General features: G+C 67.0%; 18 protein-coding genes and 1 pseudogene. 6 read left to right on the top strand and 13 right to left on the bottom strand.

Annotation, left to right across the window (positions count from 1 at the left end):
• Positions 1–921: 921 nt before the first annotated feature.
• Both BR70_RS0117460 and BR70_RS21645 read right to left on the bottom strand, forming a co-directional pair.
• Entirely contained in the window at positions 922–1,578 is a 657-nt protein-coding gene (locus BR70_RS0117460) for a response regulator transcription factor (RefSeq protein WP_231495725.1), read from the bottom strand.
• A complete protein-coding gene (locus tag BR70_RS21645; protein ID WP_051597067.1) occupies positions 1,578–2,555 on the bottom strand; it encodes a sensor histidine kinase in 978 nt (325 codons plus the stop codon). Before BR70_RS21645 ends, BR70_RS0117460 begins: the two co-directional genes overlap by 1 nt.
• Positions 2,556–2,917: 362 nt before the next feature.
• Here BR70_RS21645 and BR70_RS21640 point away from each other — a divergent pair, with 362 nt between their 5' ends.
• The 3 genes from BR70_RS21640 to BR70_RS0117440 all read left to right on the top strand — a co-directional run bounded on the left by BR70_RS21640 (position 2,918) and on the right by BR70_RS0117440 (position 5,213).
• Positions 2,918–3,718: a COG4705 family protein gene (locus BR70_RS21640; protein ID WP_035809596.1), complete on the top strand. Its 801-nt coding sequence runs from the start codon at positions 2,918–2,920 to the stop codon at positions 3,716–3,718.
• 89 nt (positions 3,719–3,807) lie between these two features.
• Positions 3,808–4,452, top strand: coding sequence for a DedA family protein (locus tag BR70_RS0117445; protein WP_231495724.1), 645 nt, complete (start codon positions 3,808–3,810; stop codon positions 4,450–4,452).
• A gap of 8 nt (positions 4,453–4,460) precedes the next feature.
• Entirely contained in the window at positions 4,461–5,213 is a 753-nt protein-coding gene (locus BR70_RS0117440) for a COG4705 family protein (protein ID WP_051597066.1), read from the top strand.
• A gap of 147 nt (positions 5,214–5,360) precedes the next feature.
• On the opposite strand, the gene BR70_RS21635 is transcribed toward BR70_RS0117440, so the two are convergent.
• Genes BR70_RS21635 through BR70_RS21625 form a run of 3 tightly spaced genes read right to left on the bottom strand, consistent with a single transcriptional unit; the run spans position 5,361 to position 11,100 of the window.
• Positions 5,361–6,896 (bottom strand): glycosyltransferase family 39 protein, encoded by a 1,536-nt coding sequence (locus BR70_RS21635; RefSeq protein ID WP_081827438.1) that lies wholly within the window; start codon positions 6,894–6,896, stop codon positions 5,361–5,363.
• Complete coding sequence (locus BR70_RS21630; RefSeq protein WP_081827437.1) at positions 6,893–8,581, bottom strand: CDP-glycerol glycerophosphotransferase family protein; 1,689 nt, start codon at positions 8,579–8,581, stop codon at positions 6,893–6,895. Before BR70_RS21630 ends, BR70_RS21635 begins: the two co-directional genes overlap by 4 nt.
• Positions 8,578–11,100: a glycosyltransferase gene (locus BR70_RS21625; protein ID WP_155896930.1), complete on the bottom strand. Its 2,523-nt coding sequence runs from the start codon at positions 11,098–11,100 to the stop codon at positions 8,578–8,580. The genes BR70_RS21630 and BR70_RS21625 overlap by 4 nt, the downstream gene beginning before the upstream one ends.
• A gap of 86 nt (positions 11,101–11,186) precedes the next feature.
• Between BR70_RS21625 and BR70_RS21620 the strand changes: the two genes are divergently transcribed.
• Positions 11,187–11,891: a phosphatase PAP2 family protein gene (locus tag BR70_RS21620; RefSeq protein WP_155896929.1), complete on the top strand. Its 705-nt coding sequence runs from the start codon at positions 11,187–11,189 to the stop codon at positions 11,889–11,891.
• Between the two features lie 273 nt (positions 11,892–12,164).
• Here the strand turns inward: BR70_RS21620 and BR70_RS0117415 are convergent, their stop codons facing one another.
• The 3 genes from BR70_RS0117415 to BR70_RS23895 all read right to left on the bottom strand — a co-directional run bounded on the left by BR70_RS0117415 (position 12,165) and on the right by BR70_RS23895 (position 13,627).
• The gene (locus BR70_RS0117415; RefSeq protein WP_027467089.1) at positions 12,165–12,839 is read right to left on the bottom strand and encodes an HNH endonuclease; all 675 of its coding nucleotides are present in this window, start codon (positions 12,837–12,839) and stop codon (positions 12,165–12,167) included.
• A 255-nt stretch (positions 12,840–13,094) separates the two neighbouring features.
• Positions 13,095–13,373, bottom strand: coding sequence for a hypothetical protein (locus BR70_RS23435; protein WP_155896928.1), 279 nt, complete (start codon positions 13,371–13,373; stop codon positions 13,095–13,097).
• Positions 13,374–13,495: 122 nt separating this feature from the next.
• Positions 13,496–13,627 (bottom strand): hypothetical protein, encoded by a 132-nt coding sequence (locus BR70_RS23895; protein ID WP_269319962.1) that lies wholly within the window; start codon positions 13,625–13,627, stop codon positions 13,496–13,498.
• A gap of 797 nt (positions 13,628–14,424) precedes the next feature.
• Between BR70_RS23895 and BR70_RS0117400 the strand changes: the two genes are divergently transcribed.
• On the top strand, positions 14,425–15,657 hold the full coding sequence (locus BR70_RS0117400) for an AlbA family DNA-binding domain-containing protein (RefSeq protein ID WP_027467088.1): 1,233 nt from the start codon (positions 14,425–14,427) through the stop codon (positions 15,655–15,657).
• 200 nt (positions 15,658–15,857) lie between these two features.
• Here BR70_RS0117400 and BR70_RS23915 read toward each other — a convergent pair.
• The 5 genes and pseudogenes from BR70_RS23915 to rhaI form a co-directional block, all read right to left on the bottom strand.
• A pseudogene (locus BR70_RS23915) lies at positions 15,858–16,019 on the bottom strand (hypothetical protein); the annotation flags it as partial.
• An 8-nt stretch (positions 16,020–16,027) separates the two neighbouring features.
• Entirely contained in the window at positions 16,028–17,218 is a 1,191-nt protein-coding gene (locus tag BR70_RS0117395) for an alpha-hydroxy acid oxidase (RefSeq protein ID WP_051597103.1), read from the bottom strand.
• 128 nt (positions 17,219–17,346) lie between these two features.
• Positions 17,347–18,837 carry a rhamnulokinase gene (locus BR70_RS0117390; protein ID WP_027467086.1) on the bottom strand — a complete coding sequence of 497 codons (1,491 nt, stop codon included), beginning with the start codon at positions 18,835–18,837 and terminating at the stop codon, positions 17,347–17,349.
• A gap of 4 nt (positions 18,838–18,841) precedes the next feature.
• Entirely contained in the window at positions 18,842–20,926 is a 2,085-nt protein-coding gene (locus BR70_RS0117385) for a bifunctional rhamnulose-1-phosphate aldolase/short-chain dehydrogenase (RefSeq protein WP_081827435.1), read from the bottom strand.
• A gap of 4 nt (positions 20,927–20,930) precedes the next feature.
• Positions 20,931–22,103, bottom strand: coding sequence for an L-rhamnose isomerase (gene rhaI, locus BR70_RS0117380; protein WP_051597061.1), 1,173 nt, complete (start codon positions 22,101–22,103; stop codon positions 20,931–20,933).
• 119 nt (positions 22,104–22,222) lie between these two features.
• Between rhaI and BR70_RS0117375 the strand changes: the two genes are divergently transcribed.
• A complete protein-coding gene (locus BR70_RS0117375; protein ID WP_027467083.1) occupies positions 22,223–23,233 on the top strand; it encodes a LacI family DNA-binding transcriptional regulator in 1,011 nt (336 codons plus the stop codon).
• The last annotated feature ends 141 nt before the right edge of the window (positions 23,234–23,374 follow it).

Genomic DNA, 23,374 nt, shown 5'->3' with positions numbered 1-23,374 from the left:
TCCCCCGGCTCGCCGTTCACCGGTGCGCCTCGGACTTCGTGTGCACAGCTCTCCCTTCGGCGTGACGGCTCGGCGTCGCCTCGCTGCCAATTGCGTGTTCAGAACGGGCCTGTGCCTCTGACTATCTCAGTTCCGATAATAGTCATTCTCGGATCATCTTGGCGGGGGTAGAAGCGACCAGACACCTCTGTCGCCGTGCGAATAACGTGTCTCCTTCGCACGCAACTTGTCGCCGTGTGCGCGGGCGGGTGTCGCCACGGTCCTGCCCCGCAAGGTCAGGACCGGGCAGCTCGCGTGACACGTCCGCATGACGCACCTTCAGTGCGAAAGGTCGCGGACCAGCTATGTGAGACGGAGACTGCCGGAAGCCAGCGCGCGTAGGAGGGTCTCAGCGATGCAGTGACCTCGGTCGTAGCCAGCGACCCGCGTGCGCGACGCTGCCGAGTCCGGTAGCGGATCGGCTATTGAGACATCTCAGTTCGGGGAAAGTAGGACGACTCGCTTGTTGATGCGGTGGTCGAACTCAGAGCCTTGAGGCGCCGCGGCAACGTGCTCGAGTCCGTCGTAGGTCTTGGACACGACGATGTTCATCGTGCCGCGCTGATAGCGGTGAGGAAGCGCTCAAGGGCGGGCGACGACGGGGAGCTCATGGAAGCATGCGCGCGAAGCCTTGACCGTCAACCCTGTTCGGACCGTCAGTCGCGCTGCGTTGCTCGCTGGGAAATGGAGGCGACGTCTGGGTGAATCCTTGGCGGCTTGCTCTGAAGGTGGTTTTCGGAGGTGGTTCTCTTGGGTGTGTGGGTTGTCCTCGCAGTGGTCATCGTGTCGCTGTTGGTGGTCGTCGGGTCGGTCGGGGCTGCGCTGCTCGCGGTGGCGTCAGAAGTGGAGCAGGAAACGTTCCTTGACGACTGAGGCGCGAAGTTAGGCCGGGGTGCCGAGCCGATACCCGACGCCGCGGATGGTGTTGATGAGGTCTCGGTCGGTTTTCCGCCGGATGTAGTGCACGTACGTGTCGACCGTGCCGAGCTGCTCACCGTTGTCGAACACCGCGGACAGCAGATGCTGCCGTGTGAACGCACGTGACGGGTCGTTCGCGAGGAGCCGAAGCAGCGCGGTCTCCTTCTCGGTCAACATCACGCGGCCGGTGTACGGAGACGTGATGCTGTGATCGTCGGGGTAGAACGCCCACCCGCCGATGTCGATGCTGGTGCCGACGCCGGTGTAGTCGCGGGTGAGGGCCCGGAGTCGGGCGGCGAGCTCGTCGAAGTCGAACGGCTTCACGAGGTAGTCGTTGGCGCCGGCATCCAGCCCGGAGACACGGTCGTGGACTTCACCGAGGGCGGTGAGCATCAGCACGGGCGTGCTGATGCGTTGCTGGCGGAGAGTCGCGACGACGGTGGTGCCGTCGATACCCGGGAGCCGACGGTCGATGACCATGACGTCGAAGTACTCCGCGGCGGCAGTCTCGAGCGCCGATTCCCCGTCAGCGCAAAGCGTCACGCTCCACCGCTCACCTAGCTCATCGGCGACGAGCGGGCCGAGGCGGGGGTCGTCCTCGACGAGGAGGAGTCGGGGCATCATGCGCGGGCCTTCCGATCGTGATCCGGTGCGCTGTCAGCGGCAATCGGGAGGTGCAACGCGAACACGGTCCCACTGCTGTCGGTGCGTTCGACGACCGCGTCGCCGCCGGCTCGCACGGCGATGTCGCGGACCAACGCTAACCCGATGCCATATCCGGTACGGGTGCTCGTCGTCGTCCCTGTTGCTTCGACTGGGGTGCCGTGGGCGAAGCGATCGAACACCCTTGCCGGTTCAATGCCGCCGATGCCGGGTCCGTTGTCTGTGACGCGGATCGTGACGCGGTTTCCGGTCGTCGTCGCGGTGACGTGGACTTGGCCACCAGGGCGTGTGTGGCCGATGGCGTTGTCGGTCAGTGCGACGAGACAGCGGTGGAGCTGCGTCTCCGAGACGCGCACGTGGACGCCGATCGGATCGACGTCGAGATGAACGTCCCGGTCGGCGGCGAGGACGCGCATGTCACGGTGCACCGCCTCCATCGCCGCCCGCAGGTCGACGCTGCCCTCGGCGTCCACTGTTCCGGCGGCGGCTTCGAGGAGGTCGTTGACGATGTCGATCAAGATCTGTGTGTCCCCGCGGAGCTCGTCAACCACGGCGCGCCGTCGGTCGTCTGCCGGGGTCATGCGTTGCAGGCGTTGCACGCGGGCGTTGAGCACCGTCAGCGGGGTGCGCAGCTCGTGGCTGGCGTCAGCGACGAAGGTGCGTTGCATCCGTGCGGCGTCGGCAATCGGCCGGACTGCGCGGCGGGCAATCAGCCACGCGGCGATACCGGCGAGCACGATCGCGAGACCGCCGACCCCGATTACCGCGATGCTGAGGTCGACGGTGTCGAGGTAGATGTGGATATCTGTCGGCCCGGGGCGCTCGTGCAGCTGGTTCGGTGTCAGCTGCCACAGCACGTACGCCACGACGAGGACGATGATCGCGATGACGAGCGCGGCCGAGACGATCGCGACGCGGAGCGCAATGCCGATCACTGACCGGCGGTACGCCAACCGGTCCGGGTCGGCTTCCGAACTGGACCGGAACGACCACCTGGTCACCGTGTCTGCGATTGCTGACCGCCATCCAACTGACATCTGATCCCTTCCGTACAAGTGACGCCGGAACGCGAGGGGGGATGCGTTCCGGCGTCACCGTGTTGGCTCGATCCTGCCTCGCTCAGAGCAGCATCGGGCGAATCGATCTTCACCGCAGCCAGCCAAGGAACCGCCAAGAAAGTACCAGCCCGAGTCCCAGACGCGATTCTTGGTGAAGTCTTGCGCGCACCTTCCTACCGTCGGTGCATCGCCGGTTCCGCGAATCCCGCGGCTCGGCCCGTCCCGACGAGGAGAACACCATGTCCCACTCGCCCGCAGTGCCGCTGCCGACCCGGACACGCGCCAACAAGGTGCCGGACCCGACCGCATCGTTCTGGATCATCAAGGTCCTCGCCACCACCGTCGGGGAAACCGCCGCTGACCTCCTTAGCGACACCGTCGGACTGGGGCTGCCCCTGACGACGCTGATCATGGCAGTCGCGCTGGCCGTCTTCCTGGTCCTGCAGTTCCGGGCCCGCGCCTACCGGCCACCGCTGTACTGGGTCACCGTGGTGCTGATCAGCATCGTCGGGACCTGCGTCACCGACAACCTCACCGACGGCCTCGGCGTCCCCCTCGCCGTCAGCACCGCCGTGTTCGGTGTCGCACTGCTCGCCGTGTTCACCATCTGGTACCGCACCGAGGGCACCCTCTCGATCCACAGCATCGACACCGTCCGCCGCGAAGCGTTCTACTGGCTCGCGATCCTGTTCACCTTCGCCCTCGGTACCGCCGCCGGCGACCTCATCGCCGAACAGACTGGGCTGGGCTACTTCCCGTCCCTGCTGCTCTTCGCCGGAGCCATCGCGCTGACTGCCGCCGTCTGGTTCATCGGCCGCCGCGGACCGGTCCTCTGCTTCTGGATCGCCTACATCCTCACCCGTCCGCTCGGAGCATCCACCGGCGACCTGCTGTCGGCGTCGACGAAGGACGGCGGCCTGGGCATCGGGACGATCACGACCAGCGTCGTGTTCTTCGTCGTCATCGCCGCGATCATCAGCTACCTCGTGATCCGCCTCCGCCGCGACGCCTCTGCGCAGAACGTCCGCCTCACCGTCTGACCCTCCGGCTAGTGCCGCCGCCGAGGCGGCGGCACTAGCGCTGCCGTGAAAGGCTCCTTGTGCTGCACACCCTTCCGCTCGCCGTCAGCTTGTTCGACGCCGCGTCCGTCCTCCACGCTCTCGGCCCGTATGTCCTCGCCGGCATCGCCGTACTGATCTTCATCGAGTCCGGCGTGCTGTTCCCCTTCCTGCCCGGCGATTCCCTCCTCGTCACCGCCGCGATCATCAGCAGCACGCTCGGCGTCACACCGTGGCAGGTCGCCGTCGTCGCATCGATCGCCGCGATTGCGGGCGACCAAGTCGGGTACTGGATCGGCAAACGCTACGGTCGGCGGCTGTTCAAGGACGACGCCCGCGTCCTCACCACCGCCCGCCTTGACGAGGCGGAAGCGTTCTTCACGAAGTGGGGTGGCCTCAGCCTGGTGCTGGGCCGCTTCGTTCCGATCGTCCGAACGTACGTGCCACTCGCGGCGGGCACCGCGCAGATGCACTACCGACGCTTCCTGCTGTTCAACCTCATCGGCGCGATCTCCTGGGCCTGTGGGCTGACGGTCGTCGGCGTGCTCCTCGGCGGTATCCCGCTCATCGCGCACAACATCGACGCGCTGATGATCGTCATCATCCTGGTCTCGGTCCTCCCCATCGTCATCGGCGCGCTTCGCAAACGCCACGTCACCCGGAAGCACCGGGAAGCATCCGCTGCCCCCGCCGAGCGGACGGACCGAGAGCGTTGAGCAGCACGATGGCCCAGCAGAATCGCGTTCCCGAACCGACGACGTCGTTCTGGCTGATCAAGGTCCTCACCACGGGGATGGGGGAAGCGCTCTCCGACTTCCTCGTCACCCGGTTCGACCCCGCCCCGACGGTGCTGATCACGGCGGCGCTCTTCGCCATCATCCTCACCGCACAGCTCCGAGCAGACCGGTACCGGCCCTGGCTCTACTGGGGCACCGTGTCCATGGTGGGCGTGTTCGGCACCATGGTCGCCGACGTCACCCACGTCGCACTCGGCGTCCCCTACCTCGTGTCGACACCCGTCTTCCTCGCTGCACTGATCGTCGTGTTCGTCCTCTGGCGACAGGTTGAGGGCACCGTCGACGTGCACACCATCACCAGCACCCGTCGGCAACTGTTCTACTGGGCCGCCGTCATCGCGACGTTCGCGATGGGAACCGCTGCCGGGGACCTCGCTGCCAGCACCCTTCACCTCGGCTACTTCGGCGGCGGAGCACTCTTCGTTGGGCTCATGGTTCTCGTCGTCCTCGGCCGGCTCGGCGGTGTGCTCGGTCCGGTGGCTGCGTTCTGGACGGCCTACGTCCTCACACGACCCGTCGGCGCCTCCTTTGCCGACTGGGTCGCCGTCTCCCCCAGCCGCGGCGGACTCGATGTCGGCACTGGGCTGGTGAGCGCGCTCCTCGTCGCCGCGATCGTTGTTGTGGTGGGATGGGTGAGCGCGACACACACCCGTCAGCAGTTCGCTAGCACCGCGGGCTGAACCCGAATAGCACCTGGGCCCGCGGCGCCGCGCGCCCTCCTTGGCTCGCGAGACGTCAGGTGCTTGGTCTCGAGCATGACTGCCCCGATACGTTTGGAGCTCGAGACGACGGCTCTACGCCCGGGCAGGGACGCCGTGCCCGCCTCGTCAGCGGTCGAGCTGGTACTCGGTTACGGTGCTGCGGTGCTCGTGGAACGTGCGAACAGGCTTGTATCCGAGCCGCGCGAGGTCGGCAGCGCCGTACGTGTCGGCTCGCCCCTTGATGGCGTACTCCGCCAGCCACACCCGAGTGACCCCACCGAACCGGCCCCGTGCTGCCGCTTCCGCCGGCGTGTACGCCGAGTCGCGCCACGTGTCCCGTCGCCAGTACGGGGTCTCGAGCGTCACATCCCGGACGTTGCGGAATCCGGCCGGGTAGGTGTGCAGCGCGAGCCGCGGATTCCGTGAGGGCCTGGTGGATTCGTCGAACACGACCGCATCGCCGGCGCTCGCGTGCGAACCGATCGTCTGGCTGATGTCCGCCCAGTCGCTGTCGTTCTTCGCGTGCGGTCCTCGCTGCTGCAACCAGACGGGTGCGGCGACTCCCGTGATCACGACCGCACCGACGATCGCAACTACCACCGGACGGCGAACGAGTTGGCCCAGACGGTCCAGTCCGAGGGCCATGAGGATCGCGGCGGCCGGCGCCGATGAGGTCATGTACCGGCCGGAGAACACCGGGTGCACCAGATTCGCGAGGACCAGCAGCGTGACCGGGACGAGCAGCCACGCCGCCGCGACCACGGTCAGCGACACCGGGGGCAGGGCCCGTGCAGTGGACCGTCCCGGCGTGCCAGCTGGAATCGATCGGGGTCGGTGATGCAGGACTCCGGCGATCGCCCCAACGAGGGCGAGGACGATCAGCGCCCACGCGAGGGACGCGTACGAGGCGCTGCTCAACCAGAGGCCGACGGTCAGCGAGGTGAACGTCACGGTCGTACGGTGCGCGAGGAAAGCGATCTGGCTGCTCTCCGTCGCACCCGCGACCGCGATCGGACTGACGAGCACCATGGTGATGAGGACGGCACCGCCCCATCGGCGGATGAACCGCCGTTGGGGGCGCACCGAAGCGATGATGACGGCGTGGACCGCGAGGAGCAGGGCTGAGAACAGGAACACCCAGATGCTGACCGTCAGCAGCGCAACGTACGTGACCCACCACCGACATCCCGAAGCCTGCCCGGTGAGAAGCCGGATGAGCACCCACAACGTCCAACCTGCGAGGGCGGCGCTGAACGCGTAGGAACGCGCTTCCTCACCGGCGTACGTGATCCGCGGCAAGGTGCAGCATACGATGCCGGCGAGCAGGGCGAGGCGAGTGCCGGCGAGTTCACGCACGATCAGGACGACCGCTGCCGTGGCAACACCCGTAGCGACCGCGGACGGGAACCGCACTGAGAACGCGGACGCCCCAAAGATGTCGACCCAGAGGTGCAGGCCGGCGTAGTACACCCCGTGCACCGCATCCACGTGTTGCGTCATCCGTAACAAGCTCGACCAGGAGCGCTGTGCGGACAGCACACTGGTGCCCTCGTCCCCCCACAACGACGGCACCCACGATCCGGTCGCGGCCACGAGCATGGTGATGATGCCGAGCAGGGTGGGGATGAACCACGGGCGATTGGTGGCTGCTAGGCGATTCACGAGGCACCCCTGACGACGTCCACCGTCCGCATGATCTGCTGCGGAGTGTCCGCTCCGCTCCACGAGAGCCGAGCGTGCGCCGGAGCTGACCCGACGAGCCCGCTCCAGAACGTCGACGTCCCGGATGCATCGACCACGACGTCGAACCAGGTGTCGGCGACCATCCGGTGCCACTCGCCGCGACTCGTGGGTGCGGCGGACTTAACCAGCCGCCGCACCCACGATGGGAGAGCGGACCCGTTCCGAGACCCTTGGCGAGCGAACTGGCGGATCCGCGGATCGAGCCGCCGTTGCGCGTCGAGGTACCACTCGGACCGTGCGTCCGACAGCAACACGGACACGTCAACCCGCGTGAGATCGAGACCGTTGATCCCTCCCACAATGTCCTCCACCAGCGGGGCACCCGCGGCGGCTGGGACAACGACGAGCACGGAGGGCGGGGGTGCCGGGAGACTGCTGGTCGCTGCGTCGGTGTGGAACACCGCGGTGATCAGCCGGTCGGTGGCGTGACCGTCGTCCCAGGGGTTCATTCGCGCTCGCATCGCCTCGGCCCGGGCATCGACGTCGGCCCGATCACCGACATCGACCCGAGTGCTGATCGCCTCAGCGACCTGTTCCGGTGTCGAGACCAGCGGCCCGGGCCATTCACTGGTGGGGATGGACAGACCTCGGTAGGAGGCGTACTCGTCGAGGTCTGGTGTGAAGAACACGATGGGCCGGCTGAGCGGGAGGAAGTCGAAGAAGATGCTCGAGTAGTCCGTCACGAGCGTGTCCACCACACCGAGCAGCAGATTCGTCGGGATGTCGTTCGGCACCAGCACTCCGGTGGCGGCGGGGTTCTGAGTGGCGAAGCGATGCACCACTTGGTGGGTCTTCAGCAGCACAACGAACCGATTCGGGTCGAGTGCGGCCTGCACCTGCCCGAGCTGCAAGAGGAGGAGGTCGGCGTCGTCGCGGGGGCGGACAAACGAGGTGCCGCGCCACGTGGGCGCCCACAGCACGATCCGCCGGTCACCGACGGCCAGCCCGCGCTGCTCCAAGGCAGCGCGCACGTCCTCGCGGCCGACGTCGTCCAGGAACTCCCGGTCGATCCGCGGCAGACCGGTCGCGAGGACGGGCCGTTCTACGATCCCGTCCAAGCGGTGTGCGCGACGGTAGAGAGACTCGGTGGTGTGCTCGTTCGGGGTCACGAGGACGTCGGCGTGCAGGAAGTTCCGGATGACGTTCGCAACACGGAACGCCGGATCACCGATGTCGAAGCCCATGTGCTTCAGCGGGGTGCCGTGCCACGTGTTGACGTACACCTGGCCTGGACGCTTGTCGAACTGCCGGTCGAACGTGGCGTTGTTGATGAGCCACCCGGCGGTGGCCTGCCCGCGCAGGTACGAAGCCGATCCCGGTGCAACGAACCGGACACGTGGATGCCCCGCGAACTCCGCACGGATCAACCGGTTGTCGTTCTCGTCGGAGAGCGACCACACATGCTGCGTCGTCTGGTGCCGCGGATCATCAAGGAGCGCGCGGAACACCGCTTCCGGACTGTCCAGCACCCCGTTGCCGTTGAACGACTCGTACAGGACAAGATCGGCATCGATTGATCGGGTGGACCAGAAGGCGCGGACCTCGGCAGACCAACGTCTGCCCATCCGGCGCCGCAACCGGCGAATCTGGGAACGGATGGTCATGGTGTCCCCCGTCGTTGATCCTGCGTCCCGTATTCACGATGATCCTCCGGCCGTCCCGGGAGGACGGTGCGTACGAACGCGGCTGTGGCTGCTTCGTTGTACGCCGTGGCATCCAACGAAGTCGACGCCACTGTGCCTCGGATGAACGCTCGGAGACCGTCAGCCAGGCTGTCATCGGAAAGTGCGGTGACGTGGGCGCCACCGTCGGGGAGTGCGTCGGTGACCGAGATGAACCCGGTTGTCACGATCGGCTTCCCGAGGACCGCTGCCTCGAGGATCACCATCGGTTGCCCTTCGTGGTCGCTGGACACCACGAGGCAGTCTGCCGCGGCGACGAGCGGGAACGGGTTCTCCGTCACATCCGTGAACACGACGGCGTCACTGACCGCGAGCGAGTCGGCCAGCTCCCGAAGGCTCGGCAGCAGGAACCCCCCACCGACGATCAGCAGACGGGTCTCCGGCTGCTCTGCGTGCACGATCGCGAACGCGCGTAGGAGGCGGGCGTGGTTCTTCTCGGGTGAGAGCCGCCCGACCGTGACGAACCAGATGCTGCCGTCTGCCCGGTCGACGAGCGACGTTCGCCACGGCGACGCCTCGATCGGAGCCTCCGCCATGGCACGGATGCGGTCAGCGTCGATCACGTTCGAGACCGCGACGTACGTCGCGGGCGCGATGCCCTGCAACGCCTGCTTGTTGTGGGCCGCAAGCGTCGGAGACACCGAGACTGCTCGGTCGTATTGCGGGTACAGGCCAGCGACGAATCGTAGTGATCGGCGCATGGTGGGCTTGCCGTCGACCTCGCGGTCGAATTCGGCGCGCATGTCGTTGTGCAGCCAGATCGATCGTCGTACCGGGTCGGGGGCATGGAGGAGCAGTTCCGCCCAGAACGGGGAGTAGCCGCTGAAGTCCACGACGGCGTCGAAGTGCGCGTCGCCGAAGCAGCGTCGCCACTCCGCGTCCCAGAGCCCGCGCAGCCCGGGTGACGTTGCGTGTGCCCAGGTCGAGGCGCGTCGTTCCGTAACCCGACGATGCAAGTGCAGCAGCTTCGACCCGTTCATGCCGCCGACGCGCTGGAGCTGGCGGATACGTGGGTCGAGGCGACGGCGGTTCACCACGCCGGGGCCACGGCTGGTCTGGTTGTACGTCACAGTCACGTCGATGCCAGCATCCACCAGCCGCGGGAGCACGTTGACCGCGGCGCTCGTGATCCCGTTCGAGCGCAGCGTGCCGACGTGGATCAGTAGCGTCGGGCGCTCGTCGCTGCGCAGCGATCGGATGCTGCCACGGACAGGAGCTTGGTCGCGGAAGAGCACGTCGACGACTCGCTGCGCCGCGTGCCCGTCGTCGAACGGCACCAGTCGGTGCTGCATCTCGGTGTACGCGTCGTGATCCGCGTCGGCGACACCGCTGCGGAGCGCGTCGGCGACGGCGCCGGCAACCTCAGTCGCGGTCGTACAGCGCGGTCCCGGCCACCCCGCAGACAGATAGAGCCCACGGGTGGACTCGTACTCGTGGTCCGCGTCCGCGGCGAACACCACCGGCTTCCCGGTCGCCAGCCAGTCGACAACGATCGAGGAGTAGTCCGACACGAGCACTGCGGCTTCGCCCAACATGAGGTTGACCGGCACATCCTCGGGGACAAGCCGTCCCGTCAGTCGAGGCTCTGCTCGTGCGTACTTCGCAACGACCTGATGCGGCTTGACGAGAATCGTGCCGGCGATGCCCCGCCGGCGGAGGAACGCTTCGACGTGATCCACCAGAAGCGCCATCTCGGCCGATCGGTCCTCAGGAGCAGTGAACCGATCGCCCCGCCACGTCGGTGCATACAGCACGATCGGTTCCGTTCCGACCTGGACCCCGGCATCTCTCAACCACCGACGCAGCCTGGCTGAGTCCTGACCAAGCTGACGATCGACGCGCGGATACCCCACCTCGAGCACGTCCGCCGTAGCGATAGCACCCAAGCGGTACGCACGCTCGTACATCTGCTCCGTCATCCACTCGCTCTGTGAGAGCAAGTGCGTGGCTTGGAGGAAGTTGCGGATCGTGTTCGCCGAGGCTGTCGCACCGTCGGGCTCGTCGAACCCCATCCGCTTCAGCGGGGTGCCGTGCCATGTGTTGAGGTACCGCTGCCCGGACCGGCGTGAGAACGAAGCGGGAAACGTCGCGTTGTTGATCAGGGTGCCCGCGGTGGCCAGGTACCGCAGGTACTCGCTGGAGTCGCGCAGCACGACTTTTGTCCGTGGGCTGCGGCGAAGCGCTGGACCGATGGAGCGGATCGCACCTGCATCAAGCGCCCACACGTGACGGAGATGGTGTAAGTCATCAGCAGCCAGCAACTCCCTCCAGATCGCCTCCGGGTTGCATGAGGCACCGTTACCGGCGAACGACTCGTACAACACCACGTCGGGGTCGACGGGGCGCGACCTCCAGTACGCATCGATCTCAGCGCGTACAGCACCCTGCATACGGCGGACAGGAACCGCTCCCATTCGAGCCTTCGTCAACGTCAGCTTCACGTTTTAAGGCTCACGGAACGGCACTCAGATTCCGCTAAGCAATAAGCCTGTGTCGATTCTTAGTGGCGGTGAGATGCGGTGAGCTCATGACTGGCCAGATCATTCACCACGAACGCGTCGATCGATCAGGGATCCTGCGACAGGAGCAGCGCCCTGGCCGGACGGTTCTCATCGCAGCGGCCGTCGTGGTGATGATCACAGTTCTGGGGTTCCTCCTCCGCAGTCACCCCGTCGACGCGTCACTCACCACATGGTTGAACAGTGCACATGTCGGGGTCATCGCTGCGATCAGTAACGGCGTGTACGCCGCGTTCTCACCAGCGCCCGCGATCGTGATCACCATCGTGATCACGGCGCTGGTGTGGTTGCGGTCTCGCCGGCTGCAGGCGGCGGCTGCGTTCGCGGGGACCGTCGCGATCACATGGATCCCGTCCGACGTGATCAAACTCCTCGTGGATCGACCTCGCCCTGACGTAGCCACCCTCTCGCACCCGTTCACCCCCGCCCAGGTGGACCCATCGTTCCCGAGCGGACATGCCGCGTTCGTCACTGCGCTTGTCGTCGCACTGCTATTTCTCGCCGGCAACAACGCCCATCGGCGAGCGGTACTCGCTGGCGGCGTTCTCCTCGTCGCGTTGGTCGCGATCGCTCTGAGCATCGATGCTGTGCACTACCCGACCGACGTGCTCGCATCGATCGCGTGGTCGGCTGCAGTTGCGCCTGCCGCCCGATTCCTTGCAGCAAACGTCATCCTGCCGCGAGTTCCGGGGCTCCGACCGCTCAAGGATTGAGAGAACCGCGGACCAGCCGTGTAGGGGCGCTCCCCCACCAGCGAGCATCATGCCAGGCCACCCGTCCGACTTGGCCTCGACTTGCGTCCACCTGAAGTGATAACAGGCAAGCGCTCAGCGATGCCGACCGGGCTGCAACTTCAGCTTGCAAGGAAGCACGTCGGATCCGTTATCGGACGGGGCAGGGGGTATCGGCAGGAGCCGTCCGTGATCGTTACGTTCCCCAGAGCACTCGTCGCAGCGGTGGCTGCGATGTGAGCTTTGTTGATGGTGTCACGCCGATGGATCCGTAACTGGGTCGATCGGCGCCAAGCCGAAGATGCGGAGCCACATAGCGTGGTAGTTCGCTGACGCGTGGCGTGCACCACGGAGGTTGCCCGCCTGGACGATCGCGGGATAGCTCGATATCAGTCCGTCCCACCCGTTTTGAGCGGCAGTCCGAGCGATGATCGGGAGCTCATCAGCGAGCGCGGCGCCCTTGGCCGTGTTGCACATCGCGTGCAGGGTCGTGAGGTTTTCGAGTTCGCCGGCGCCGCCGCGCGCGTGAGCGAGCGTGTGGTCGGCTTCGGGCGCGAGTGCCCAGAATGCCGGGTGCATCATGCCCCGCTTGTAGTGCGCTTGGTAGCCGAATCGGGGAAACGCGTCACTGATTGCGACGAGAACGCAGCGCGGTACGGCTCGGCCGCCGCAGTAGGTGCACCGAAACCGATCGCGGAGGAACACCGCGGCCCGCAACCGGTCAGGGACGTCGCGGTGGGTCACGGAGCGGGCTGCATATTCCTGGGTCGGCGCCATCTTGACGCTGCCGAGCCACCGGTCATCCACGATCGGTTCCAGCTGCGCCTCAGCGCCGTCGACGTCGCCGGCGGTAAAGGACTCGGCGACTCTCTTGAGGACGTCGGCGTAGCGATCGGCTGTCGCCGTGTCGAGGACAGTCACGTCGGTCATGCAGTTCACGCTACGGCTTCGGAACTATGCGCACCTCGCCCTGTTGCGGCATCACGTTCGGTAGCCGGAGCGGTTTGAAACACTTGCTGCGTCCCTCCTCGGGCGGTTGCGACAAGTGGGCCCTCTCGCAGACTGGTCTTCCGGACGCGCTCGCCACTGTCCGGGACGCCATCGGCTACCGAAACAAGCGGTCTCCGAGTGCTTTGGCCCCCGGGCGAGGTTCGATTCGGTTGCCGGGGCGCTATGCGGGGGCGGCTACAGGCCTTTGCGCCGGTTCGTCTCCCAGTAGTCGAACACTACTTCGTCCTCAGGTTCCAGCTCAGGTCGAACCAACTGAAGGAGGCGACGGCCTTGGCGCTCGTGGGAGCGCGCGGCGACCTCGGTCGGCCAGCCGGCTTCGACCGAGTAGTTAGTATTGAAGTCATTTGTCCACGCCAGTACTTCGTCGATGAGCCGCGGCGGTAGCGACGGGACACCCTGATTGCAGGGCCCGTCCTCGCTCCAGAATGGCCAATCGACGCCATACTCGTTCATCAGGCCGTAGCGTACGCGGAGAGCATCGCATGCCCACGGCAATCGCGTCCGGAACCCGATCGCCTGCCGGACGCCCTTGGGACGGGCCCCAGGGTTTCCCGCTTGAAAGACTGCGACCCTTGTCACCGCATCGAACTGTCCCCGGGCTGCTGAACGAAGGCCGCTCGAGCGTCCTTCAGGCTGGTGAAGGTGAAGCGCGATCCGAGGACGATTGTGAAGATGACCTGGTAGTCGCGACCTGCTTCGATGACCATGCCCAACAGTGCAGCGTCCTCGTCGGCGGTTCGATCGAGTACTCGCCATACGCCGGGAACGACTGGGTCGAGTTCGACGTCAGCGAGCTTCAGGGCGGTGTGCGGCAGTCGACGCGTCGGGCGGGGTGTGTCGTGCGGGTCCACATGACACCTCTGCGCTGACTGGTCCGAACACCGGTGTGTGCCGGCTGGAACTCGAACCGTGCAAGCTCTGCCCCGAGCGTACGTCCGACGGAACGACATGACTCAGATCGCACCACTGCCGTCACGTTGGGACGCGTCGCGCGACAGAGCGCGACGTTGTCACTCGGCTTCGAGGTCCTCCAACGGCGGCCCGTCGGGAAGCAGGATCGTCGGATGCCCAGGACTCGTAGTCGCGGCCGTGACCTCGTGAGCAGCCTCGGAAGCAAGGACAGCCCCGTCGTCAGCGTCGATCGGTAGCGGGACCTGGACCATCAGCCACTCCTTCGGATCGAGCTCACACGCTTACCAGCTGAGGGTAAGACAGCCAAGGGGCTTCCTGCCAGACGGTCCTCCGCCAGCCTCAAGCGCCATCGGGCTACAAGTGGCGCAACCGCTTCCCGGACGCGATCACATTCCAACGGGTTCGTTCACCGTTCGACGTATGCTCGTGATCTCCGAAGTGACCGGCTTCACGCCGAAACCTCCACCGGTCGAAGGTACTGGCACACTGCTCGGTCATCAAACAGCAGAATAGGACACTCCCCCGTCCCGCTGATCGATGTCTATCGAGACAGCTTCGTAGAGGGGAGGTGCGGCCAAATTAGGCTGGCGAGATGAGTTTTACCGCGCTGCACCGAACGACGGGCGCTGCCCCTGGGCCCATCACTGACGAGCTGCTGAACGATGCCGTCGCCGCGGGTGTTCGTGAGACACGGGACCTTGACTGGAAGTCAGAGCTACCGCCGCGTAAGAACATCACACAGACAGACTTCCCGAAGGACGTCGCTGCGATGGCCAACAGCGGCGGCGGCGTGATCGTGTACGGGGTGCGCGAGGCGCAGAAGGCCGCAACCGAGCGCGTGCACATCGTCGAGTTCGATGAGGGGTACGAGCGAGCCCTGCGCAGTGCGGCGGTAACGGCGATTTCCCCACCGGTATTCGCGTTGGGTGTGCATGTCCTTGTTGGCGATGACGCACTGGCGGTGGTCGTCGAGGTGCCGGCGAGCGTCGACGGGCCGCACTTGATCTACCGCAACGACTACTTCGGCGCACCTGCGCGGAACGACGCCGATACGGTCTGGATGAAGGAGCGCGAGGTCGCGAACGCCTACCGTGCTCGTTTTGATGAGCAGCGGCACGCTCGAGAAGCCCTGACCAACCTGTATGCACAGGTGAGTGCTGGGCGGGCGACGGTTCCGCACGCATGGCTCTATGCGGTGGCGTCGCCACGTGTTCCGAACGTGACATCCGGGATGGACCGTGATGACGCGCGCAACGTCTTCGAGGCGGCATTCACCCTCGCGCAGGGCTGGACGAACGGGATCGGCGTGCGCCCGCTGACGGCCGTTGAGCGGTACAACCCTCGACCGGGCCTGCGTAGCTGGATAGCGCCGAATCGCAGCCAGGGCGCGCAAGCATGGAATGAAGCCTGGGCGAGTGTCTATCGGTCTGGCGCCGCCGGGTTGGCGTGCGCGGTTGGTGGGCACCGAAAGTCCATCGACGGCTACTTCGAGCCGACGCAGGTCGAATCGACCGCTATCGAGAATGCAGTGGCTGACCTCCTCGCTCTTGTTCGTGTGCTCGCCCAGCGTGGGAGCGGGTCCGAGTACGACGTGATGGTCGGTATTGAGTGGGCCGGTACCGGTCCTCTGGAGATCCTGACCAGGGACGGCTTCGGGCAGACGTATGACGGTGTTTCAACTCCAGTGCATCGCTACGTGCCCGTGGAGGTCACCATCGACGCGGGCGCGGACGAGGACGCGTTTCGGAGCCAGATGCGTGACCTAGCGCTGGACTGCATCAACCAGGGCGGGGTGTCGTACCTGCAGGCGATCTTGGGGGAATGAGACGAGGCACCGTGTGCGTCCGCTCGCCAACGGTCGGTAGCCGATCGGCTATCGGACGGTTCGAGCGGCGGTCCACTTGTGAGCATGGCGTACTGGTAGCCGTCGACCCAGCCCAGGTCAGCGTGCCAGGAATCCTCGATGCCGTGCTGCTCGCGTCGCATGCCGTTCTTCTCGAGAACGCGAGCTGAGGCGATGTTGTCGGCGTTACAGCTCGCGGTGACGCGTCGAAGCGGGAGCGCGTCGAACGCTGCGCAACGGCTCGCTGCGTGACTCCAGGGCTGAACCGACCGCGGACCTCTGAGCCGCTGCCCGCGTCTCGCGCTCGAACGCGGCTCGTGGCGGAGCGATTGGAACTCCGCCAGATTCGGCCTCAGCGACGGACGGGTGCGAGCCGCTGGAGCTGCTTGACGTGGCCCGGCTCAAGCTCGTCGAGTGTGGCCACGCCGAGGAGGCGCATGGTGCGCTCGATCTGCTCCGACAGGATCTGGATCATCCGGTCGACACCGGCCTCACCGCCTGCCATGAGGCCGTAGAGGTAGGCGCGCCCGACCATCGTGAACCGGGCACCAAGCGCGACCGAGGCGACGATGTCGGCACCAGACATGATGCCCGTGTCGAGGTGCACCTCGGTGTCCTTCCCGACCTCCTTGACTACCTCGGGGAGCAGGCGGAATGGGACGGGAGCGCGGTCCAGCTGGCGGCCGCCGTGGTTCGACAGGGTGATGCCGTCGACGCCCATCGCAGCCAGGCGCTTCGCATCCGCAAGGGACTGCACTCCCTTGACGACCACCTTGCCGGGCCACTGGTCGCGGATCCACTCGAGGTCCTCGTACGTGACCGTCGGGTCGAACATGTGGTCGAGCAACTCCCCAACGGTCCCCGACCACCGGTCGAGCGACGCGAACGCGAGAGGTTCGGTGGTCAGGAAATCGAACCACCACCAGGGACGCGGGATCGCGTTGACGATGGTCTTCATGCCGAGCTGCGGCGGGATCGAGAACCCGTTGCGCTTGTCCCGCAGGCGGGCGCCCGCAACCGGGACGTCGACCGTGACGAGCAGCGTGTCGAAGCCGGCACGCGCGGCTCGGTCGACGAGCGCCATCGACTTGTCGCGGTCCTTCCACATGTAGAGCTGAAACCAGTTCCGGCCGTGTGGGTTGGCGTCGCGGACATCCTCGATCGCCGTCGTACCCATCGTCGACAGCGAGAACGGGATGCCTGCCCGCCCAGCAGCCCGGGCGCCGGCGCGTTCACCTTCGGTCTGCATCATCCGAGTGAAGCCGGTGGGGGCGATCCCGAAGGGCAGCGCGGTGGGCGCGCCGAGCACGTCACGGGACGTATCGACCTTCGATACGTCGCGGAGAATCGCCGGGGTGAACTCGATGTCCTCGAACGCCTGCCGTGCGCGGGCGAGCGAGATCTCCGCCTCTGCTGCACCCTCGGTGTAGTCGAATGCGGCCTTCGGGGTGCGTCGGGCGGCGATCGCGCGGAGGTCCCAGATCGTCAACGCCGACTCGAGGCGCTGCCGTCGACCCGGCAGCGAGGGCTTCTTGAACTGCATGAGCGGTGCGAGGTCGCGGACGCTCGGCAGCTGGCGCTGCACCCGGACGCGGGCGCTCGAGGCGGGGCCGGTGGAGGCAGCGGGGACGCCGGTCGCGGGGTCGACGCGGTGCTCGTCGTCGGTGGTGGTCATACGTGGCTCCTGACGGTGGTGTGGAAGGGTCGGGCGGCCGAGCCCGGAGCGGGTGTGTAGCGCACAGGTTCGGTGGTCCGGGCGACGACGTCGCGGAGTGCCTCCAACGAGGCTCCGGCGAGTCCGGCGAATCCGTGAGCACGAGCCTGGACGAGGACGTTGCCGAGCGCGGTCGCCTCGACAGGTCCGGCGAGGACGGGCAGTCCGGTGCGGTCGGCGGTGAGCTGGCAGAGCAGGCGGTTCTGCGATCCACCGCCGACGACGTGCACGACCCGGACGTCCTTGCCGGTGACATCGAGGATGGTGCGGAGGGTCTCGGCGTAGGCGACCGCGAGGGACTCGAGGATCGACCGGACGATCTCGGTGCACGAGCCGGGCACTGCCAGTCCGTGCGAGGCGCACCACGCGGCGATGCGCGCCGGCATGTCGCCGGGCGCCGCGAACACGTCGTCGGCCACGTCGAACACGGGGACCGCGGTGGTGACGTCGGCGGCGGAGGCGAGCAGTGCCTCCAGGTCGATGCGTTCGCCGTCCCGTTCCCAGGTGCGGACGCTCTCGGAAAGCAGCCACAGCCCGGAGACGTTCTTGAGGAACCGGATGCGGCCGTCGACGCCGCCCTCGTTCGTGCAGTTCGCCTCGCGCGCGGCGTTGGTGACGACGGGCGCGTCGAGTTCGACGCCGACCAGCGACCACGTGCCGGAGGAGATGTAGGCGAAGTCGGGCTCCGTCGCGGGTACCGCGACGACGGCCGAGGCGGTGTCGTGCGAGCCGACCAGCGTGATCGGGGTGGACGGCCCGGCTCCGACCGCGTCGGCCACGGCGGGCAGGAGCCCGCCGATCGCGTCGCCGGGCTGCCCGAGCTCCGGGAAGATGCCCGAGGGAAGCCCGAGCGACCACCGCAGGTCGTCGGACCACCGCCCGGTGGTGATGTCGAGCAGTCCCGTCGTCGAAGCGTTTGTCCGTTCCGCCACCTGTGCTCCGGTCAGCCAGTACCCGAGCAGGTCCGGGATCAGCAGGGCCCGGTCACCGCTCTGCAGGAGCCCGTCGCGGAGGTCGGCATGCAGTTGGAACACCGTGTTGAACGACAGGTGCTGCAGGCCGTTGCGCCGGAACAGCGCCTCCTTGCCGATCTTCCGCAACATCGATCGCGACGCCGCATCGTTCCGCTCGTCGCGGTAGTGGTACGGCTGGTGCGTGATGCGCCCGGCCCGGACGATGCCGTAGTCGACCGCCCACGAGTCGATCCCGATGCTGGCGACGCCGTGGTGTCGGGCGAGTGCGTCGCGGAGCCCCAGCCGCACCTGCCGGTACAGCTCGAGGGCGTCCCAGTGCAGAGCCTCGCGCTCGCCCTCCCACACCGGCACGGGCCCGTTCGCGAACCGGGCGACGTGCTCCATCCGCACGCCTCCCCCGCCCACGTGCCCGATGATGACCCGACCGCTGGTCGCACCGAGGTCGACTGCGGCGACGCTGCCGCTGGTGTGCATCGCGCTACCTCAGGAAGGCCGCGGCGACACCGGCGTCCACCGGCACGTGCAGACCCGTCGTGTGGGAGAAGTCCGCGGTGCAGATGGCGTAGACGGCGTTGGCGACGTTCTCGGGCACGACCTCGCGCTTGAGGATCGTGCGCTGGGCGTAGAACTTGCCGAGGTCCTGCTCGTCGATCCCGTAGGTCTTCGCCCGGTTCGCACCCCAGCCGCTCGCGAAGATGCCCGAGCCACGGACGACCCCGTCGGGGTTGATGCCGTTGACGCGGACGCCGTGTTCGCCGAGCTCAGCCGCGAGGAGCCGGACCTGGTGCGCCTGGTCGGCCTTCGTGGCGGAGTAGGCGATGTTGTTCGGCCCGGCGAAGACGGAGTTCTTCGAGGAGATGTAGACGATGTCTCCGCCGAGGCCCTGCTCGATGAAGACCTTCGCAGCCGCCTTCGACACCAGGAACGACCCCTTCGCCATGACGTCGTGCTGCAGGTCCCAGTCCTGTTCGGTGGTCTCGAGGAGGCTCTTGCTCAGCGAGAGCCCGGCGTTGTTGACGACGAGGTCGAGACCGCCGAAGTGCAGCAGTGCCGCCTGGATCGCCTGGTCGATGGCGTCCGCGCTCGTCACATTCGCGACGACACCGATGGCCTGGTCCGGGCCGCCGATCTCTGCTGCCGCTTCCTGCGCCTTGGTGAGGTCGAGGTCGGCGATGACGACGGCGGCACCTTCGGCGGCGAGGCGCTTCGCGATTGCCTTGCCGATGCCGCTCGCCGCACCGGTGACCAGCGCGATGCGGGTCACCAGCTGCTTGGGCTTCGGCATGCGCTGGAGCTTCGCCTCTTCGAGCGCCCAATACTCGATGCGGAACTTCTCGGCCTCGTCGATGGGGGCGTAGGTGCTCAGGGCTTCGGCGCCGCGCATGACGTTGATCGCGTTGACGTAGAACTCCCCCGCGACCCGGGCGGTCTGGGCGTCCTTGCCGTAGGAGAACATGCCGACGCCCGGGACGAGCACGATGAGCGGGTCGGCACCGCGGATGGCCGGGCTGTCCGCGGTGGCGTGGCGGTCGTAGTACGCCTGGTAGTCGACGCGGTACTGTTCGTGCAGTTCGTGCAGGCGCGCGGTCTGCTCGTCGGCACTCGCCGAGGCCGGCAGGTCGAGGATGAGCGGCTTGACCTTGGTGCGCAGGAAGTGGTCAGGGCAGCTGGTGCCGAGCGCCGCGAGTTCTTCGGCGCGCTCGCTCGCGAGGAAGTCGAGCACGACGTCGCTGTCGGTGAAGTGCCCGACGACCGGCTTGTCGTGCCCGGCGATGCCTCGGATCGTCGGGGCGAGGGCGGCGGCGCGTGCGCGACGCTCGTCGGTCGGCAGTGCTTCGAACCCCGCTTGGACGCTGCCGAACGGGTCCGCCTTGCCGTGCTCCGCGAGGTACCGCTCGGCGGTGTCGATGATCCAGCGCGAGTTCGCCTCGGCCTCGTCGCTCGTGTCCCCCCACGCGGTGATGCCGTGGCCGCCGAGGATCGTGCCGATCGCCTGCGGGTGGTCACGCTTGACGCCTGCGATGTCGAGCCCGAGCTGGAACCCGGGCCGGCGCCAGGGCACCCAGACGACCCGGTCGCCGAAGATCCACTCGGTCAGGGCCGGACCGTCCGCCGCGGTGGCGATCGCGATGCCGGCGTCGGGGTGCAGGTGGTCGACGTGCGCGGCGTCGACGAGGGCGTGCATCGCGGTGTCGATCGACGGCGCTGCTCCGCCCTTGCCGTGCAGCGTGTAGTCGAAGGCGGCGACCATCTCGTCCTCGCGCTCCACCCCGGGGTAGACGTCCTGGAGGGCACGGACGCGATCGACGCGCAGGACCGCGAGGCCCGCCGGGGTAAGGGTGCCGAGGTCGCCCCCGGAGCCCTTCACCCAGAGCAGCTCGACCGGCTCGCCCGTGACGGGGTCGGTGTCTGTTCCCTTGGCGGAGGTGTTCCCGCCCGCGTAGTTCGTGATCCGCGGATCCGAGCCGAGCGCGTTCGAGCGCGCGACCAGCGCCCTGATCGTGGTGTCTGCGTCCTTGCCGTGCGCCTCGGGGTCCACCCGTGCCTCCACTGTGTTCGTCATGTTCCTACGCGCCCCAGCCGGCCTGGACGCCGCCGACACGGTCCGCCGCGATCGACTGCTGGTACCCGGACTCCAGGTAGGCGCGCATCGGGTTCGCCGGCAGCCCGCGGGACTCGCGCCACTCGGCCAGGTCCTTCCGGACGTCGGCCTGGTACGCGTCCATGAAGACCTCGTTCGCGCCGAGGACGTCGTGCGCCTCCTGTGCGGCGGTCAGTGCGACGCGGTCGAGGAGAAGCGCGCGGGCCGTCATCTCCTGCACGTTGAGCACCGAGCGGATCTGGCCGGGGATCTTGTCCTCGACGTTGTGGCACTGGTCGAGCATGAACGCGACGTCGGGGTTGTCGTAGCCGCCGCCACGGATCACCTCGACCAGGATCCGGAACAGCTGGAACGGGTCCGCTGCGCCGACGATCAGGTCGTCGTCGGCGTAGAAGCGCGAATTGAAGTCGAAGGAACCGAGCTTCCCGAGGCGCAGGAGCTGCATCACGATGAACTCGATGTTCGTCCCGGGGGCGTGGTGCCCGGTGTCCAGGCAGACCATCGCCTTCGGCCCGAGTGCCGCCGTCTGCACGTAGCTCGTGCCCCAGTCGGGGACGTCCGTGTGGTAGAACGACGGCTCGAAGAACTTGTACTCGAGCACGAGCCGCTGGTCGGCACCGAGGTGGTCGTAGATCGTCGAGAGCGACTCGTGCAGGCGGTCCTGGCGGGAGCGCATGTCCTCCTGCCCCGGGTAGTTCGAGCCCTCGGCGAGCCATATCTTCAGGTCGCGGCTGCCGGTGGCGTCCATCACGTCGATGCAGCGCAGGTGGTGGTCGATCGCCTTCTGCCGGATCGTCTCGTCGACGTGGGTCAGGGCGCCGAACTTGAAGTCGTCGTCCTGGAACGTGTTCGAGTTGACGGTGCCGAGCGAGACCCCGTGCTCCTCGGCGTGGCGCTTGAGGTCGGCGAAGTCGTCGACCAGGTCCCAGGGGATGTGCAGCGCGACGGTGGGGGCCAGGCCGGTGTACTGGTGCACCTGGGCGGCGTCGGCGATCTTCTCGTAGGGGTCGCGCGGGGTGCCCGGCGTGCTGAACACTTTGAAGCGGGTGCCGGAGTTGCCGAAGGCCCAGCTGGGCAGCTCGATCTGCTGTCGTGCCAGCTGGTCGGCGATGCCGGCGAAGCTCGGGGTCGATGTCATCGTGTCACTTCCTCGTGAGATTGAATCGTTTCAAACATAGTGGCGTTACCGACGGAACTACAAGACGTCAGCGGGTCCGTGCGTGCACGACGGAGCTAGAGCAATGCCAGGATGGCGTCATGGCAGTGAGCGTGCGGGAAGTCGCAGCGCGCGCAGGTGTGTCGCTTGGCACGGTTTCAAATGTGCTGAACCGGCCCGACAAAGTCGCACCGAGCACCGTGGAGCGCGTGCAGTCCGCGATCGAGGAACTCGGCTTCGTCCGGAACGACTCGGCCCGTCAGCTCCGAGCCGGTCGAAGTTCAACCGTTGGCTTCGTCGTCCTCGACGGCGGCAACCCCTTCTTCACGGACGTTGCCCGCGGCGCCGAAGACGCGGCGGCGGCCGCGGGCCTCGCCGTCCTGATCGGCAACTCAGACGAATCCGCGGACCGCGAGCGGACGTACGTCGACCTGTTCGAGGAACGCCGAGTCGCCGGGCTGCTCATCTCCCCAGCGGGAGAGGACCTGTCGCGTCTGGCCCGCCTTCGCGACCAGGGCACGGCCGTGGTCCTGGTCGACCGTCGTGCCGACGAAGAGCACTTCGCGTCCGTATCGGTCGACGATGTCGCCGGGGGGAGGATAGCCGTCGAGCACCTCGCGGCTATCGGCCGCAGGCATATCGCGTTCATCGGCGGCCCGTTGAGTATCCGGCAGGTCTCCGACCGGCTCACGGGTGCTCGCGCTGCGGCATGCGAGGCAGGCATCAAGCTCGAGGTCCTCGCGACCCGGTCGCTGTCCGTACTCGAGGGGCGCCGCGTCGGTGAAGCGCTGCTTGAACGCCCAGTCGACCAGCGGCCGGACGCCGCCTTCGCGGCCAACGACCTCCTCGCAGTCGGCCTTGAGCAAGCATTCGTAATGCGTGGGACGATCGCAATTCCGGAGGACATCGCGATCGTCGGCTACGACGACATCGCCTTCGCCGAGGCCGCAGTTGTCCCGCTCACCTCGGTTCGGCAGCCAGCGCAGGACATCGGCCGCCGTGCCATCGAGCTGCTCGTGGCGCAGGTCGAGCACGGACAGGACATCGACCTTCAGCGGGTCGAGTTCACTCCGGAGCTCGTCGTTCGGCAGTCAAGCACCGACAAGGGCTGAACCACGCACCACCCGCCTGCCTCGTGCTGCCGGAGCACCTCGAACTGTCACACAGTTTGTCGCCGTGAACGAAAGCGACACGGGACCGCCGCAGAACTGTCAGCACGGCAACAAGATGTTTGGTCGAATCGAGAGACACGG

This window comes from Curtobacterium sp. UNCCL17 (assembly GCF_000686685.1).
Taxonomy (GTDB): domain Bacteria; phylum Actinomycetota; class Actinomycetes; order Actinomycetales; family Microbacteriaceae; genus Curtobacterium; species Curtobacterium flaccumfaciens.
This window is presented reverse-complemented; position numbering and strand designations above follow the sequence as displayed.

What these genes read in the sequence shown, in the direction of transcription:
- BR70_RS0117460 (WP_231495725.1), bottom strand. Translation starts at nt 1,578, where the DNA reads ATGCCCCGACTCCTCCTCGTCGAGGACGACCCCCGCCTCGGCCCGCTC.
- BR70_RS21640 (WP_035809596.1), top strand. Translation starts at nt 2,918, where the DNA reads ATGTCCCACTCGCCCGCAGTGCCGCTGCCGACCCGGACACGCGCCAAC.
- BR70_RS0117440 (WP_051597066.1), top strand. Translation starts at nt 4,461, where the DNA reads ATGGCCCAGCAGAATCGCGTTCCCGAACCGACGACGTCGTTCTGGCTG.
- BR70_RS21630 (WP_081827437.1), bottom strand. Translation starts at nt 8,581, where the DNA reads ATGACCATCCGTTCCCAGATTCGCCGGTTGCGGCGCCGGATGGGCAGA.
- BR70_RS21620 (WP_155896929.1), top strand. Translation starts at nt 11,187, where the DNA reads ATGACTGGCCAGATCATTCACCACGAACGCGTCGATCGATCAGGGATC.
- BR70_RS0117415 (WP_027467089.1), bottom strand. Translation starts at nt 12,839, where the DNA reads ATGACCGACGTGACTGTCCTCGACACGGCGACAGCCGATCGCTACGCC.
- BR70_RS23435 (WP_155896928.1), bottom strand. Translation starts at nt 13,373, where the DNA reads ATGAACGAGTATGGCGTCGATTGGCCATTCTGGAGCGAGGACGGGCCC.
- BR70_RS23895 (WP_269319962.1), bottom strand. Translation starts at nt 13,627, where the DNA reads ATGGTCATCGAAGCAGGTCGCGACTACCAGGTCATCTTCACAATCGTC.
- BR70_RS0117400 (WP_027467088.1), top strand. Translation starts at nt 14,425, where the DNA reads ATGAGTTTTACCGCGCTGCACCGAACGACGGGCGCTGCCCCTGGGCCC.
- BR70_RS0117395 (WP_051597103.1), bottom strand. Translation starts at nt 17,218, where the DNA reads ATGCAGTTCAAGAAGCCCTCGCTGCCGGGTCGACGGCAGCGCCTCGAG.
- BR70_RS0117390 (WP_027467086.1), bottom strand. Translation starts at nt 18,837, where the DNA reads ATGCACACCAGCGGCAGCGTCGCCGCAGTCGACCTCGGTGCGACCAGC.
- BR70_RS0117385 (WP_081827435.1), bottom strand. Translation starts at nt 20,926, where the DNA reads ATGACGAACACAGTGGAGGCACGGGTGGACCCCGAGGCGCACGGCAAG.
- rhaI (WP_051597061.1), bottom strand. Translation starts at nt 22,103, where the DNA reads ATGACATCGACCCCGAGCTTCGCCGGCATCGCCGACCAGCTGGCACGA.
- BR70_RS0117375 (WP_027467083.1), top strand. Translation starts at nt 22,223, where the DNA reads ATGGCAGTGAGCGTGCGGGAAGTCGCAGCGCGCGCAGGTGTGTCGCTT.